Raw genomic sequence first — 14,710 nt, forward strand, 5'->3', positions numbered from 1 at the left:
AACCGATAGGGCGCACACCACAAAACGAGTCGATTCATGTCCATGGTTACCGTTCAAGATTTCGCCGACGAGCTGAAGAGGCCGGTGGCTGAAATTCTGGCTCAGTTCAAGGAGGCCGGCGTCTCGGTCGAAAACGCTCGTTCGCAGATCAGCGCCTCCGACAAGGTCTCGCTGCTCAATTACCTGCGTACCAAGACGCGAGCGCCGGTGACGGCGCCTGCTGCGGCTCCGGCCAATCGCGGCTCGATCACGCTCAAGCGCAAGGAAACCACCGAGCTGCGTCTCGGCGGTGCTCGCGGTGCACCGGCCAAGACGGTCAGCATCGAAGTGCGCAAAAAGCGCACCTTCGTGAAGTCGGAGCTCGAAGAAACCACCGCGGCCGCAGCCAGTGCTGTCGCCCAGGCTGCCGAAGAAGCGGCCATCCTCGATGAGGAGGCTCAGGCGCTGCAGGCCGAGGCCGCCGAGCGCGCTCGCATCGAACTCGAGGAAGCCAAGGCCAAGGCGGCTGCCGAGGCCGAAGCCCTGCGCCTGCGCGAAGAAGCCAAACTTCAGGAGCAGGAGGCTGAGCTTGCGCGTCAGCGCGAAGCCGCCGAAGAAGCCGATCGTAAGCGCAAGGAGCACGAAGACCGGCTCAAGACCGATCCGATCTATCGCGCCAAGATGGACGCCGAGTCCGCCCGGCGCCGTGCGCAGGAAAACATCGCACGCGCTGCCGAAGCCGCGCGCCTGTTGCGCGAAAGCCCGCCCCCGGCGGCTCCGGCCACACCTGCTGTTGCGGCTGCTGCGGCCAAGAAGCCGCCTGCTGCTGCGGATACGCGCAGCAACGATCGTGATCGCGGTCGCGGCGGCCGTACCGAGCTGCATATCGCCGAAGGCAAGGGCGGCAAGCGCGACAAGAAGAAGCGCAAGCCCACTGGACAGGTGCGCGTGGAGAACGCGCACATGTTCGAGCGCCCGGTGGCGCCGATCGTGCGCGAAGTCGACGTACCCGAAGCCATCTCGGTCGGCGAACTCGCCAACCGCATGGCAGTGAAGGCGACCGAGCTGATCAAGATCATGATGAAGAACGGCATCATGGCCACGATCAACCAGACGCTCGATCAGGACACCGCGGCGCTGATGGTCGAGGAACTCGGCCACAAGGCGCGCTTGTCCAAGGCCACCGATGCCGAAGACAGCCTCGTGCAGGCCGTCGAAGGCGCCAAGCAGGATGGTCCGCAGGAGCAGCGCCCGCCGGTGGTCACGATCATGGGGCACGTCGATCACGGCAAGACTTCGCTGCTCGACTACATTCGCAAGACCCGTGTCGCCGCAGGCGAAGCCGGTGGCATCACGCAGCACATCGGCGCGTATCACGTGAAGACGGCCAAGGGCGTGGTCACGTTCCTCGATACGCCGGGCCACGCGGCATTCACGCGCATGCGTGCCCGCGGCGCGCAGATCACCGACATTGTCATTCTCGTCGTGGCTGCGGACGATAGCGTAATGCCGCAGACGCGCGAGGCCATCCAGCACGCCAAGGCCGCGGGTGCCCCGCTGGTCGTGGCCATCACCAAGATCGATAAGCACGATGCGAAGGCCGATCGCGTCAAGAACGATCTGCTCCAGGAAGAAGTGGTCGCCGAAGATTTCGGCGGCGACGTGCAGATGGTCGGCGTCTCGTCGGTCACCGGCCAGGGCATCGACGAGCTGCTCGACGCCGTTCTGCTGCAGGCCGAAGTGCTCGAGCTCAAGGCGCCGATCGATGTTCCGGCGCGCGGCAGCATCGTCGAGTCCTCGCTCGAAAAGGGCCGTGGCCCGGTGGCGACGGTTCTGGTTCGCGGCGGCACGCTGCGCCAGGGCGATGTGATCCTGACCGGCCCGCATTTCGGGCGCGTTCGCGCGATGTTCGACGAAGCCGGCCGTCCGGTGAAGGAAGCCGGTCCGTCGATTCCGGTCGCCGTGCTCGGTCTGTCGGGCGTGCCCGATGCGGGCGACGACGTGGTGGTGGTGGCGGATGAACGCAAGGCGCGCGAACTCGCGTTGCTGCGTGAGACCAAGCTGCGCGACCAGAAGCTCGCCGCCTCGCAGGCGGTGCGCATGGATCAGATCTTCGCGCAGATGGGCGATGGCAGCAGCGGCGACGCCAAGCAGCTCAATCTGATGATCAAGACCGACGTCCAGGGTTCGGCCGAAGCGCTCGCCGATGCGCTGCGCAAGCTGCCCAGCGCCGAGGTCAAGGTCAACGTCCTGGTGTCGAGCATCGGTGGCATCAGCGAGTCCGACGTCGATCTGGCGCTCGCGTCGAAGGCCATCATCATCGGCTTCAACGTGCGCGCGGATAGCCAGGCGCGCAAGCGCATCCAGGATTCGGGTGTCGACGTGCGCTACTACTCGATCATCTACGAGGTGATCGACGACGTCGCGGCAGCCATCGGCGGCTTGCTCGGAACCGAGACGCGCGAACAGATCGTCGGCATCGCCCAGGTGCGCGACGTGTTCCGCAGCTCGCTGCTCGGCAATATCGCTGGCTGCCTGGTCATCGAGGGCTCGGTGCAGAAGAGCCTGCCGATCCGCGTGCTGCGCAACCAGACCGTGATCTACGAAGGCGTGCTCGAATCGCTGCGTCGCTTCAAGGACGACGTCGCCAAGGTCGAGGCCGGTACCGAGTGCGGAATCGGCGTGAAGAACTACAACGATGTTAAACCGGGCGACCAGATCGAGTGCTTCCAGCGCGTCGAAGTACGTCGCACGGTGAAGGCGGAGGCCTGAGGCTTTGCCGAAGGACTACTCCCGCACTTCGCGAATCAATGTTCAGCTGCAGCGTGAGCTCGGTGAACTGATCCGTGACGAGCTGACCGATCCGCGCGTGACCAATACCACGGTCACGCGCGTCGATGCAGCGCCCGATCTGCGCAATGCTCGTGTTTTTATCAGCGTGATGGGTGACGACACGCGCGCAGAGCCTGCGGCCAAGGCGCTCAACCACGCGGCGGGCAAGTTGCGCTACGGACTTGGCGTGCGACTCAGCCTTCGGCACGTACCGCAGCTGCATTTCGTCGTCGATGCCCAGCTCGTGCAAGCGAGCAAGCTCAATTATCTGATCCGCGACGCGGTTCGCAACGACGAGGCGAATCACGCCTCGGAGCCCAAAGACGACGGCAAGCCGTCGGACGACCAGGGCGCATGACCCAGCGCGGTGAGCGTCGTCCGCCGCTGCGACCGGTGGACGGCATCGTGCTGCTCGACAAACCCTTGGGGCTCAGCTCCAACGATGCCCTGCAGCGCGTCAAGCGGCTGTTCCGCGCCGAAAAAGCGGGCCACACCGGCAGTCTCGATCCGCTCGCGACCGGGCTGCTGCCGATTTGCCTCGGTGAAGCCACCAAGCTGTGCGGCCTGTTGCTCGAGGGGGACAAGCACTATCGGGCCCGCGTCCACGTCGGAGCGAGCACGACCACGGGCGACGCCGAAGGCGATATCGAGCACCGATCCGATTGCAGCTCGCTCGACCGCTCGGCGCTGCTCGACGCGATCGAGCGTTTTCAGGGAGACATCGAGCAGATTCCGCCGATGTATTCCGCGCTCAAGCATCAGGGCAGGGCGCTCTACGAGCTGGCGAGAGAAGGCCAGACGGTCGCTCGCGAGCCTCGTCGCGTCACGATCCGCCGACTCGCTTTGCTGGAAGCCCGGCAGGACGAGATCGTCATCGAAGTGCTCTGCTCCAAGGGCACCTATATCCGCACGCTGGCCGAGGACCTGCTCGCGAGCGTCGGCCAGCGCGCACACCTGCTGGAATTGCGACGCCTCGGTGCAGCCCCATTCTCTGATCCGGCAGGCATGTTCACGCTCGATCGGCTCGGCGAGCTGGCCGAGCTCGGAATGCAGAGCCTCGATGGAATCCTGCTGCCGCCGGTTGCCGGCATCGCCGATTGGCCCCGAGTGCCGGCCGACGCCCCCGAGATCCAGCGGCTGAACAACGGTCAGCGTATTCGCCTGCAGGCTTCCGCCGCCCATGGGCGACTGGCGGTGCTGGACCTGTCGGGCAGGCTGCGCTTTCTTGGCCAGGTCGACGCCGCCGGTGTTTTCCACCCGGAGCGCCTGCTGCACGTTCGCGACTAGCCTGGGCGGCCGCGATTTACTTGTGACGCTCTTCGTAAGGGCGCTAGAATGGCGGACTTTAGTGCCGGAATCAGGCACGTCACACGACGCATCCGGGGTGCTTGAAAACTCCTGGAGCGTTCGTCTTTTGGAGCTTGTAAGCATGACCCTCAGTGTTGAACAAAAGCGTGAAGTGGTTGAGAAGTATGCTCGCGGCAAGGCCGATACCGGTTCGCCGGAAGTCCAGGTTGCCCTGATCTCCGCCCGTATCGCCGATCTGTCCGGCCACTTCGAGAAGCACTCGAAGGATCACCACTCCCGCCGTGGCCTGCTCAAGCTGGTCAATCAGCGCCGTAGCCTGCTCGACTACCTCAAGCGTAAGGACGAAGCGCGCTACACCAAGCTGATCGCCGATCTGGGCCTGCGCCGCTAAAGGCGCGCCAATCAATCAGCACCAGATGGGGTCATGAGGTGCTTGGAATCGAGGCCAAAAGCCGAGGTTCCAGGTACGGCATGACCCCATTGTCGTTGGCGCCGGCTGGCCCAACGGCTCCGAAACATTAAAAAAGCGAGCAAAAACATGGCAATTCATGCCACCCCAGCACCCGTTATCAAGAAGAGTTTCCAGTACGGCGACAAGACCGTTACGTTCGAGACCGGCCACATGGTTCGCCAGGCGACCGCCGCGGTCATCGTGTCGGTCGATCAGACCGTCGTTATGGTCACCGTCGTCGCCAAGAAGGAGGCCAAGGCCGGCCAGGACTTCTTCCCGCTGACGGTCGACTACATGGAGCGCACCTACGCAGGCGGCCGCATCCCGGGCGGTTTCTTCAAGCGTGAAGGCCGGCCGACCGAGAAGGAGACGCTGACCTCGCGCCTGATCGATCGCCCGGTCCGCCCGCTGTTCCCGGAAGGCTTCTACAACGAGATCCAGCTCGTCGCGACCGTGGTCTCGCTGAATCCGGAAGTCGATGGTGACATTCCGGCCATGCTCGGCGCCTCCGCCGCGCTCGCATTGTCGGGCGTTCCGTTCCAGGGCCCGATCGGCGCCGCCAAGGTCGGTTACGCCAACGGTCAGTACATTCTCAACCCGAGCAAAACGCAGCTGACGACCTCCCAGCTCGACCTCGTCGTCGCCGGCACTGCCGATGCGGTGATGATGGTGGAGTCCGAAGCCAAGGAACTCTCCGAAGACGTCATGCTCGGCGCCGTGCTCTACGGGCACACGCAGATGCAGGCCGCGATCAGGGCCATCAACGAACTCGTCGCCGAAGCCGGCCGCCCGCGCTGGAATTGGCAACCGACCGCCGAAGCCGCCGACCTCACCACTGCCATCGGCGCCTACGAGGCTCGCGTGGTCGACGCTTATGCGGTCACCGACAAGGGTGAGCGCTATGGCGCGCTCGACGCGATCCGCAAGGACGCCGTCGCCGCGCTGATCGCCGGCGAAGACGCCCGTTACGACGAAGGCAGTGTCAAGGACGCGTTCTTCAACCTCGAATCGCGCGTTGTGCGTAACCGCATCATCGACGGCCAGCCGCGTATCGACGGCCGTGACACGCGCACGGTTCGTCCGATTAGCATCGACGTCGGCGTGCTGCCGCGCACCCATGGTTCGGCGCTGTTCACGCGCGGCGAAACCCAGGTGCTCGCAGTGGCCACGCTCGGCACCGGCAAGGACGCGCAGCTCATCGACGCCGTCGGCGGCGAATATCGCGACACCTTCATGCTGCACTACAACTTCCCGCCGTACTCGGTGGGCGAAACGGGCCGCCTGAACGCGCCGAAGCGCCGCGAAATCGGCCACGGCCGCCTCGCCAAGCGCGGCGTCGCCGGCGTACTGCCGGACCTCGAGAAGGATTTCCCGTACGTCGTGCGCGTGGTGTCGGAAGTCACCGAATCGAACGGCTCGTCGTCGATGGCCTCGGTCTGCGGCTCCTGCTTGGCGCTGATGGACGCGGGCGTGCCGGTCAAGACGCCGGTCGCCGGCGTCGCCATGGGCCTGATCCTCGAAGGCAACCGCTACGCGGTGCTGACCGACATCCTCGGCGACGAAGACCATCTCGGCGATATGGATTTCAAGGTGGCCGGTTCGCGCAACGGCATCACCGCGCTGCAGATGGACATCAAGATCACCGGCGTCAATGGCGAGATCATGAAGCAGGCGCTGGCGCAGGCCCTCGAAGCGCGCCTGCACATCCTCGACCAGATGGATCAGGTGCTGCCAGCTCCGCGCAAGGAAATGTCGAACTGGGCGCCGCGCATCACCACGATCAAGATCCATCCGGACAAGATTCGCGAAGTCATCGGCAAGGGCGGCGTCACTATCCGCAGCATCACCGAGGAAACCGGCACCACGATCGACATCGACGACGACGGAACGGTCAAAGTCGCCGCAGTGGACAAGTCCGCTGCCGACGCCGCGATCGCCCGCATCCTGTCGCTCACGCGTGATGTCGAAGTCGGCACCATCTACGAGGGCAAGGTTGCCAAGCTCATGGACTTCGGCGCATTCGTCACGATCCTGCCGGGCAAGGATGGCTTGGTTCACATCTCACAGCTCGCCGACAAGCGCGTCGAGAAGGTGGAGGACGTGGTCAAGGAAGGTCAGGCTGTGCGCGTGAAGGTGCTCGAAGTGGACAAGCAGGGCCGCATTCGCCTGTCGATGAAGGCGGTTGATCTGGGCGAGTAAATTCGCCCTGCGGTTGCAAAAAAGCCCCGACGAGTTCGGGGCTTTTTTTTGGGTCTGCGTCGAATTCACATGGAATAGCGCATTGTGCGGCGCAACAAAATACACTGACGTACATGTCAATTAATACTTTCCGACTCAAGGATTTGCGCTCGCAATACCGCTCGTCGTCTAGGCCAATCCTGTCGGTAAAAATGCTTGCTTCACGTCGGGGGAGGGAGCAAAATCGTCTTAGCTTATCGCGGGGATTAACTAAACCAATGTGCCGGCACGACTGACACACCCGCAAAAAAGAACCCCCGGATTAACCGGGGGCAAGGTGCGAGAAAGGCGCTTGGCCTTTCTGGAGGAGACCCTAAACCCGGCAACGTCGCCCGATGTTGTCGGGTTTTTGCGTTGGGGCTTCGATAAGTTGAACTCTACGTACTAACTTACCTTTATGTCAATTAATTCGAGTTTGTCGGCTCGGGTTGATATTGATGCTGGAAATAAAGCACGGCCTGTGCCAAATCAATCCCCGGGCTTGGCTCTGCTCAGGTTTTTAAGAAATTCCTTTCGTACCGTGCGCCATATCGGCACTTGCCGGTCGGCAAGCTCCTTGAGCGCAGCCAGTGGCTGCTGCGCTTGGCCCAGCATCTGACGCAGTTGTTCGGTGAAATTGCCCTGCTGGTCGAGGAACAGCCGCATCGACAACTCAAGATAGCGACTGAAGCTGTTCTGCATCGGGTCGCCGTAGAAACGGATGATGAAAGTCAGCAGATCGCTCGTGAAGATCGGGTCGCCGCCTTCTTCTTGTTCCGCGATGACCTGCAGCAGAATGCTGCGCGTGATGTCCTCGTGGCTGCGCTTGTCCTCTACCTTGAAACGAACGCCTTGCAGCACGAGTTGGCGCACTTCTTCCAGGGTGATGTACCGGCTGATCTCGGTATCGTACAGCCGCCTGTTCGGGTACTTCTTGATGATTCGGATGTCGCTCATGGGCTCCACTGCTTATGTTGCAGTGCATTAAGGATAGCCCGCCGGGCCTCTCCTACAAAATGTTGATCACCAAGATGGGGCGCCGTGGGACGTTTTCGACGCGCCAGTGGGCCTGCGCCCAGGCGATCAGTTCGGGGACCTGCGCACGGCGCAGTGCCGGAGCGGGGGTCTGTCCGAGCAATTCGAGGCAGAGATGCAGGTTGCCCGCCGCGCTGGATTCCTCGATCGCACGCGCGTGATTCTGTTTGCTGAGCTTGCGATCGCCCGGGCTCGCCAATACCGGCAGGTGCCGGTAGTGCGGAACCTGCAATCTCAGCTGGTGCATGAGGTGAATCTGAAAAAAGGTAGAAGACAGCAGATCGGCACCACGAACAACCTCGGTGATCCGCTGCGCATGTTCGTCGACCGCGCAAGCAAGCTGATAGCCAAAAATGCCGTCGCGGCGGCGCACCACGAAGTCTCCGAGATCGATATCGAGCCGGCGACTCTGTGCTCCCTGGCTGGCATCGACGAACTGCAGGCTTTGATCGGGCATGCGCAGGCGCAGGGAACGGCCGTCGGGCGCCAGCTTCCGCTGTCGGCAGGCGCCGTTGTAGACCGCGCCGTCCGGGCCGGGCAGCGAGTTTTGCGCCAGAACAGCGCGTGTGCATTCGCAGGCGTAGACGAGTTCCCGGCGATCGAGCGAGTTCAGAGCGTCCGCATATTCGTCGCGATGCTCGCTCTGCCGTCTCGGCGCCTCATCCCAGAACAAGCCGTGAGCTTCCAGTTGCTTGAGGATGCGGGTTTCGGAGGCGGCATCGACCCGAGTGGTGTCGAGGTCGTCGATGCGCAGCAGCCAACTGCCGGCCTGGCGACGCGCCTCGAGGAAACTCGCAAGGGCGGTCAGCAAAGAGCCGAGATGCAGGGGGCCTGAAGGAGTAGGCGCGAAACGACCCCGGTATCGGGGCGCGGGCGAGCCGCTGAAAGGTGAGGCTTTGGTCATGAACGGCGAAAGTCGACGGCAAATATTCAGTCCGCTTCTTTACACTAGCGGATCAGAAAAATCTGACTTCACTCTCATGGACGTAAAGGTAGCCGACGATTCGGGCGTGCAAGCGCCCCGATCCCGGTCATTTATATGACGCTCCGGGCGCTGCTGCTCGACGTCGACGGTACCGTCGCCGACACCGAAACCTTCGGTCACCGGCCGGCTTACAACCGTGCTTTTCGCAAGCTGGGCCTCAAGTTTCGCTGGGGGCCGAAGCTCTATCGCAAGCTGCTGCTGCAGCCGGGAGGGCGTGAGCGCTTGCTCCATTATCTGCGGCGCTACACGCCGCAGCTCGGCGACCAGCAGGAGCGCTTCGACGAAGATCCGGGCCGCTGGATCGACGAGGTCCACGAACTCAAGAGCCGCTACTTCCGCAGCTATCTGCGCAAGGGGCGCGTGCCGATGCGTCCCGGTGTCGCCCGCCTGATTCGCGAAGCCAAGGCCTCCGGAATCAAGGTGGCGCTGGTGACCAATGCGAGTCCGGCCAGCCTCAAGGCCATGCTGCGTCATGGGCTCGACAAGAGCCTGTCCGAGCAGATCGACCTGATCGTCGGCAGTGGCGACGTCGCGCGCAAGAAGCCGGCGCCGGACAGTTACCTGCACGCGATGAACAAGCTCGGCCTGCAGCCCTGGCAATGCGTGGCGGTCGAGGATTCCGCGACCGGGCTCAAGGCGGCGACGGCGGCCGGCATTCCGACCATCATCACGCTGAACCCTAATACCGAAGCTGATGATTTTTCGCACGCGGCGCTCGTGCTCGATGGCCTAGGCGAACCCGACGCGCCCGCGACCGTGATCACCGGCCACCTACGACATCAGTACCTGACGCTCGAAGACATCGAGCGAATGCTCGAGGCCAGACTCAAGGCCGCCTGATCGCGGCCCTGTTCCGCAGCTCGTAATCGACGCGGCTTACTGCTTGATCCACTCACCTGGCGGCAGGATGACCGGCTCGGCCGGTTTCCAGCTGGCGGCTCTGTGCTCGGCGACCACGTTCGTGAAGATGCCGCCGCGCACGCCGAAATCGGCGGTCAGGCGGGCGAAGCGCGGCTGCATGAGCGTGACCAAGTCGTCGAGGATCTTGTTGGTCACGGCTTCGTGAAACGCACCCTGATCGCGGAAGGCCCAGATGTAGAGCTTGAGCGACTTGAGTTCCACGCAGAGCGATTCGGGAATGTATTCCAGGTACAGCGTCGCGAAATCCGGCTGGCCGGTCTTGGGGCAGAGGCAGGTGAATTCCGGAATCCGCATGCGGATCACGAAATCGCGGTCCGGGTTCGGATTGGGAAAGGTTTCGAGATCGGTGCTGGGCTTGGTGGTCATCGACAGGACCGGCGCGGCGGATGCGCCGTAGCAAAGATGGCCGCGTAATTTACACTATGGCCTTGGACGCCGAGGCCTGACCGGCGCCACAACCCGGACCCTCGAACTTCTTCTAAATGCGTCTATCCGGAATCAAGCTGGCCGGTTTCAAGTCTTTCGTCGATCCCACCCAGCTCCCGCTGCCTGCGAACCTGACCGGCGTCGTCGGTCCCAACGGCTGCGGCAAATCCAACATCATCGATGCGGTTCGCTGGGTGCTCGGCGAAGCCAGCCAGAAGCAGCTGCGCACGCAGGATTCCGAAGACGTCATCTTCAACGGCTCCAAATCGCGCAAGCCGGTCGGGCGCGCGATGGTGGAACTCACCTTCGACAACAGCGACGGCCAGATCACCGGCCCGTACGCGGCCTACAGCGAGATCGCGGTGCGCCGCGAACTGCTGCGCGACGGTAATTCGCAGTACTACCTGAACGGTCGCAAGTGCCTCAAGCGCGACGTCACCGACCTGTTCCTCGGTACCGGCCTGGGCGGCAAGAACCAGTACGCGATCATCGAGCAGGGCATGGTCTCGCGCATGGTCGAGGCCAAGCCCGAAGAGCTGCGTACCTGGCTCGAGGAGGCCGCCGGCATCTCCAAGTACAAGGAGCGCCGCAAGGAAACCGAGAGCCGCATCCGCCAGACGCGCGAAAACCTCTCGCGCCTGTCCGACCTGCGCGGTGAGCTGCAATCGCGCCTGGAGGTGCTGCGCAAGCAAGCGGCCAATGCCGAGAAGTACAAGGAATTCAAGCAGCAAGAGCGCGTTCTGAAAGCCGAGATCCTGGTTCTGCGCGAGCGCCTGCTGGTCGACCAGAGCCGCGGGCACGAACAGGGCATCGCCGATCTGGCGGCCGCGCTCGAAGCGCGTCGCGAAGCGCTGACCGAGGCCGAGGAAAAGCGCAGCCAATCCGAAGTCTTGCAGCGCGAACTTCAGGCCCGGCTTTCGGACGAGCAGACGCTCGTCTACGAAGCCGAAGCCAGGCTCGCGCGCCAGGAACAAGGGCTGCAGCACGCCCGCGAGCTCAAGAACCTCAAGCTGCGCGAGATCGAGCAGATCACGCGCCAGCTGTCCGATGTCGAGCGCCGTCGCCAGAGCGAACAGGCCCGGCTCGAAAGCCTGAACCGCGAGATCCAGTCGCTCGAAGCCCAGGCCGAGCAGGCCGAGCGCAACGTCGCCGAAACCCAGGAGCACCTCGTCCGCATCGAGGAAGAGGCGCAGGAACAGCAGCAGCGCTGGGACGAATTCCAGACGCGTTCGGAAGAGCCGCTGTTCCAGACCGAAGGCGAGCGCGTGCGCTTGCAGGGCCTCGAACGCGCGCAGTTCCAGATCGACGAGCGCGTGAAGCGCCTGGTCAACGAGCAAGGCGCGCTCAACGCCGGGCCGATCCAGATTTCGCTCGAAGAGGCCGATCTCGATCTCGAACAGCTGTCCGCCGAGCAGGCCGAACTGCAGGACCGCCTGCAGATTCTCGATCGCGATCTGCAGGTCCAGCGCGAGCAGCGCTCGGCGCTCGAAAGCTCGCTGCACGAGACGCGGCAGCTGCTGCAATCCGCGCGCGGCCGCCTGGCCTCGCTCGAAACCCTGCAACAGGCGGCGCTGCGCCAGGACGACGCCGATCTCGCCAACTGGCTGAAGTCGCGCGGCCATGCGCAGGTGCAGCGGCTCGCGCAGGTGCTCAATGTCGATTCGGGCTGGGAAGCGGCGGTCGAGCAGGTGCTCGAAGGCTGGTTGCAGGCGCCATTGCTCGGATTCGCTCCTGCGAGCTTCGAGGCGGCCAGCGAACTGCCCAAGACCGGCGCGGCGCTGATCTTCGATCGCGCGGCGACCGGGGGTAGGTAGTAGCCGGCCGGGCAGGGCTGGGTGCGTTATCCGCGTCGCGATTCCGATCGCAGCGGCGTGCTCGCGCGCGAACAGCTGCTCAAGCAGCTGCGCTCGCAGGTCGACGAACATCAGGAGCGCGTGAGCGAGGGCGAGCAGGCGCTGTCCGAACTGCGCGAGCGCCAGCAGAAGCAGGAATCCGAGCGCCGCGAACTCGCGCCGCGCTTCGAGGGCGTGCGCAGCCGGCATGCGCAGCGGCTGGCTTTTCGCCAGGCCCAGGCCGTGCGGCTCGAACAGACGCTCGGGCGCATCGAAGCGCTCGGCAAGGAAATCGACACGCTGCGTGCGCAGCGCGAGCAAGGCGCGATGGAACTCGAAGCGTCGCGCGCCAAGCTCAGCGAGCTCGAGGGAATTGCCCAGCGCCTGCGCGACGAGCGCATCCAGCTGCAGCAAAACCTCGCCAGGACGCGTGATTCCGCCAACCGGGCGCGTGCCGCGGTAACGCAGGCGCAGCAGTCGCGCAACCAGGTGCAGGTGGCGCTCGCCGGCAAGCGCAGCGCCGTCGGCGCGCTGAACCAGACGCTGCACGATCTGGCCGAAAGCCACGAGATCGTCGCCCACGAGCGCGAAGGCCGTCTGCGCGAGGCCGAGGAACTCGAAACGCCGCTCGAAGAACAATCCGGCGAACTCGAAGCCGCCCGGGCCGCCGTGCAGCAGGCGCGTGAATCGCAGCGCGCGGTGCGCGAAAAGCTCGCGGTCGCCGATGCGGCGATGCAGGCCGTGCACCAGGCGCTGCGCATGGCCGAGCAGAACAAGGACGCTTCGCAGGAAGCGCTGCAGCAGGCGCGGCTGGAGTTCGAAAACCTGCGCGCGCGTCGCGAAGGCCTGGATCAGCAGATCGCCGAGGCCTGCGAGGAAAGCGGCTTGGCGCGCGAGGCGATCGTCGCCGGCGTGACTGAGGACGCCAGGCTCGATGCTTGGGAAGAAAAACTCGCCTCGACCCTGCGCCGCATCGATCGCCTCGGCGCGATCAACCTCGCCGCGATTCAGGAGCTCGAAGAGGCCGACGCGCGCGAGAAGTATCTGTCCGACCAGAACGCCGACCTGACCGGCGCGCTCGACACGCTCGAAGAGGCGATCCGCAAGATCGACCTCGAAACCAAGGAGCGCTTCAAGCAGACCTTCGACCAGGTCAACGGCATCTTCATGGACCGCTTTCCGAAGCTGTTCGGCGGCGGCGAGGCTTATCTCGAACTCACCGGCGACGACCTGCTCGACACCGGCGTGCGCGTGATGGCGCGGCCGCCGGGCAAGCGCAATTCGTCGATCCAGATGCTGTCGGGCGGCGAGAAGGCGATGACCGCGGTGGCGCTGCTGCTCGCGCTGTTCCAGCTCAACCCGGCGCCGTTCTGCCTGATGGACGAAGTCGACGCCCCGCTCGACGATGCCAACGTGGTCCGTTTCTGCGGCATCGTCCGCGAAATGGCGCAAAATGTTCAGTTCATTATCATCACGCACAACAAGATCACGATGGAGCTCGCGGCGCATCTGCACGGCGTGACCATGCAGGAGCCGGGCGTATCGCGCCTGGTCAGTGTGGACGTGCAGCAGGCGGTCGATCTCGTCGGTGATGTCCCGCCGCGCCCGATCGCGGCCGAAATCCAACCGTTCCAGACCTGATGACGACCCTCCAGCAGCCAAGGACCAGCGCATGACCGCATTGCAGTGGGCATTGCTCATTCTGAGTGTCGCGATCGTCCTCGCGGTGGTGGTGATCAGCCGTCGCGAACGCCCGCAGCGTTCCTCGCGGCGCTCGTCGCGCTCATCGTCCGGAAGCCGTCGTGCCAGCGCACCGCCGCCGCCGCCGGCTCCGGTCGAGCAGGACGAGGTGCGCGAGCAGCTCGACATCTTCGATCCGCCGCGCTCCGAGCCGGTCGACGAAGAGCTGGAACCGGACGACGAGGTGGTGTCGGCTCCGCGCCCGTCCGCCGCGCCGCCGCGCCGCGCGCCCGAGCCGGTCGACGAACTGCCGCCCGAGCCGATTCCGGTGGCCAGCCCGCTCGCCTCGCCGCAGTACGACGAATACGGCGTCGGCCGTCCGCGCCGCCGTGTGATGCCCTCGCTCGAGTCCGAGCTGTCGCCGCCCGGCGCCACCGAACCCGCCGCCAACCCCGATGCGCCAATCGCGCCATGGCTCAAGACCAGCGCGCCGGCGACGCCGGTGGTTCCGCCGCCTCCGGCTCCGGTCGTGCCGCCACCGGCGGCGTCCAGGCCCGCGGCTCCGCGCATCGAGCCGAAGCCCGGGCCGCGCCTCGAGCCCAAGCCGGCGAGGCCGGCCGCCGCGGCGGTTCCGCAGAAGATCGTCTCGCTGCTGCTCGTCGAGCGCGATGGCGGGGCGATCGCCGGGACCAAACTGCATCCGGCGCTCAACGCGCAGGGCCTGCAGTTCGGCGCCAAGCAGATCTATCACCGGCTCGCGCGCAACGAGGCGGTGTTTTCGGTGGCCAGCCTGGTCAAGCCCGGCGTGCTGCTGCCCGAGGCGGCCGATCAGTTTTCGACGCGCGGCTTGCAGGTGTTCATGGTGCTGCCGGGTCCGGTGAAGCCGCTGACCGCGCTGCACGACATGCTCGCGACCACGCAGTCGCTCGCTCGCGCGCTCAACGCCGACGTGTTCGACGGCAGCAAGCAGCCGCTGAGCTCCGAGGCCATGCGCGCGCTGCAGGCCGATGTCGAGGAATGGGCGAAGACGGCTGGGCTTTAGAG

Annotated in this window: 12 protein-coding genes; 9 read left to right on the top strand and 3 right to left on the bottom strand. The window is 64.7% G+C overall.

The annotated features are described in order from the left end of the window. Positions 1-36 precede the first annotated feature (36 nt). The 5 genes from infB to pnp all read left to right on the top strand — a co-directional run bounded on the left by infB (position 37) and on the right by pnp (position 6,769). Complete coding sequence (infB, locus tag WQQ_RS17395) at positions 37-2,751, top strand: translation initiation factor IF-2 (protein ID WP_007186547.1); 2,715 nt, start codon at positions 37-39, stop codon at positions 2,749-2,751. 4 nt (positions 2,752-2,755) lie between these two features. Next, positions 2,756-3,169: a 30S ribosome-binding factor RbfA gene (gene rbfA / locus WQQ_RS17400; RefSeq protein WP_007186548.1), complete on the top strand. Its 414-nt coding sequence runs from the start codon at positions 2,756-2,758 to the stop codon at positions 3,167-3,169. Continuing rightward, positions 3,166-4,098 (top strand): tRNA pseudouridine(55) synthase TruB, encoded by a 933-nt coding sequence (gene truB / locus WQQ_RS17405; RefSeq protein WP_007186549.1) that lies wholly within the window; start codon positions 3,166-3,168, stop codon positions 4,096-4,098. The genes rbfA and truB overlap by 4 nt, the downstream gene beginning before the upstream one ends. A gap of 142 nt (positions 4,099-4,240) precedes the next feature. Continuing rightward, on the top strand, positions 4,241-4,510 hold the full coding sequence (rpsO, locus tag WQQ_RS17410; RefSeq protein WP_007186550.1) for a 30S ribosomal protein S15: 270 nt from the start codon (positions 4,241-4,243) through the stop codon (positions 4,508-4,510). Between the two features lie 147 nt (positions 4,511-4,657). Beyond that, on the top strand, positions 4,658-6,769 hold the full coding sequence (pnp, locus tag WQQ_RS17415; protein WP_007186551.1) for a polyribonucleotide nucleotidyltransferase: 2,112 nt from the start codon (positions 4,658-4,660) through the stop codon (positions 6,767-6,769). A 507-nt stretch (positions 6,770-7,276) separates the two neighbouring features. Here pnp and phaR read toward each other — a convergent pair. Further along, entirely contained in the window at positions 7,277-7,744 is a 468-nt protein-coding gene (gene phaR, locus WQQ_RS17420) for a polyhydroxyalkanoate synthesis repressor PhaR (protein WP_007186553.1), read from the bottom strand. Positions 7,745-7,796: 52 nt separating this feature from the next. Next, entirely contained in the window at positions 7,797-8,726 is a 930-nt protein-coding gene (gene gluQRS, locus WQQ_RS17425) for a tRNA glutamyl-Q(34) synthetase GluQRS (protein ID WP_040454797.1), read from the bottom strand. A 135-nt stretch (positions 8,727-8,861) separates the two neighbouring features. Between gluQRS and WQQ_RS17430 the strand changes: the two genes are divergently transcribed. Further along, positions 8,862-9,647, top strand: coding sequence for an HAD-IA family hydrolase (locus WQQ_RS17430; protein WP_007186555.1), 786 nt, complete (start codon positions 8,862-8,864; stop codon positions 9,645-9,647). A gap of 36 nt (positions 9,648-9,683) precedes the next feature. Here the strand turns inward: WQQ_RS17430 and queF are convergent, their stop codons facing one another. Further along, positions 9,684-10,094 (bottom strand): preQ(1) synthase, encoded by a 411-nt coding sequence (gene queF / locus WQQ_RS17435; protein ID WP_007186556.1) that lies wholly within the window; start codon positions 10,092-10,094, stop codon positions 9,684-9,686. 116 nt (positions 10,095-10,210) lie between these two features. Between queF and WQQ_RS23235 the strand changes: the two genes are divergently transcribed. The 3 genes from WQQ_RS23235 (at position 10,211) to WQQ_RS23245 (ending at position 14,708) form a co-directional block, all read left to right on the top strand. Beyond that, complete coding sequence (locus WQQ_RS23235) at positions 10,211-11,968, top strand: chromosome segregation SMC family protein (protein WP_007186557.1); 1,758 nt, start codon at positions 10,211-10,213, stop codon at positions 11,966-11,968. A 345-nt stretch (positions 11,969-12,313) separates the two neighbouring features. Then, positions 12,314-13,627 (top strand): coiled-coil domain-containing protein, encoded by a 1,314-nt coding sequence (locus WQQ_RS23240; RefSeq protein ID WP_436198061.1) that lies wholly within the window; start codon positions 12,314-12,316, stop codon positions 13,625-13,627. Between the two features lie 31 nt (positions 13,628-13,658). Next, entirely contained in the window at positions 13,659-14,708 is a 1,050-nt protein-coding gene (locus WQQ_RS23245; protein WP_007186559.1) for a cell division protein ZipA, read from the top strand. Positions 14,709-14,710 lie beyond the last annotated feature (2 nt).

The sequence above is a fragment of the Hydrocarboniphaga effusa AP103 genome (assembly GCF_000271305.1).
In the GTDB taxonomy this organism is placed as follows: Bacteria; Pseudomonadota; Gammaproteobacteria; order Nevskiales; family Nevskiaceae; genus Hydrocarboniphaga; species Hydrocarboniphaga effusa.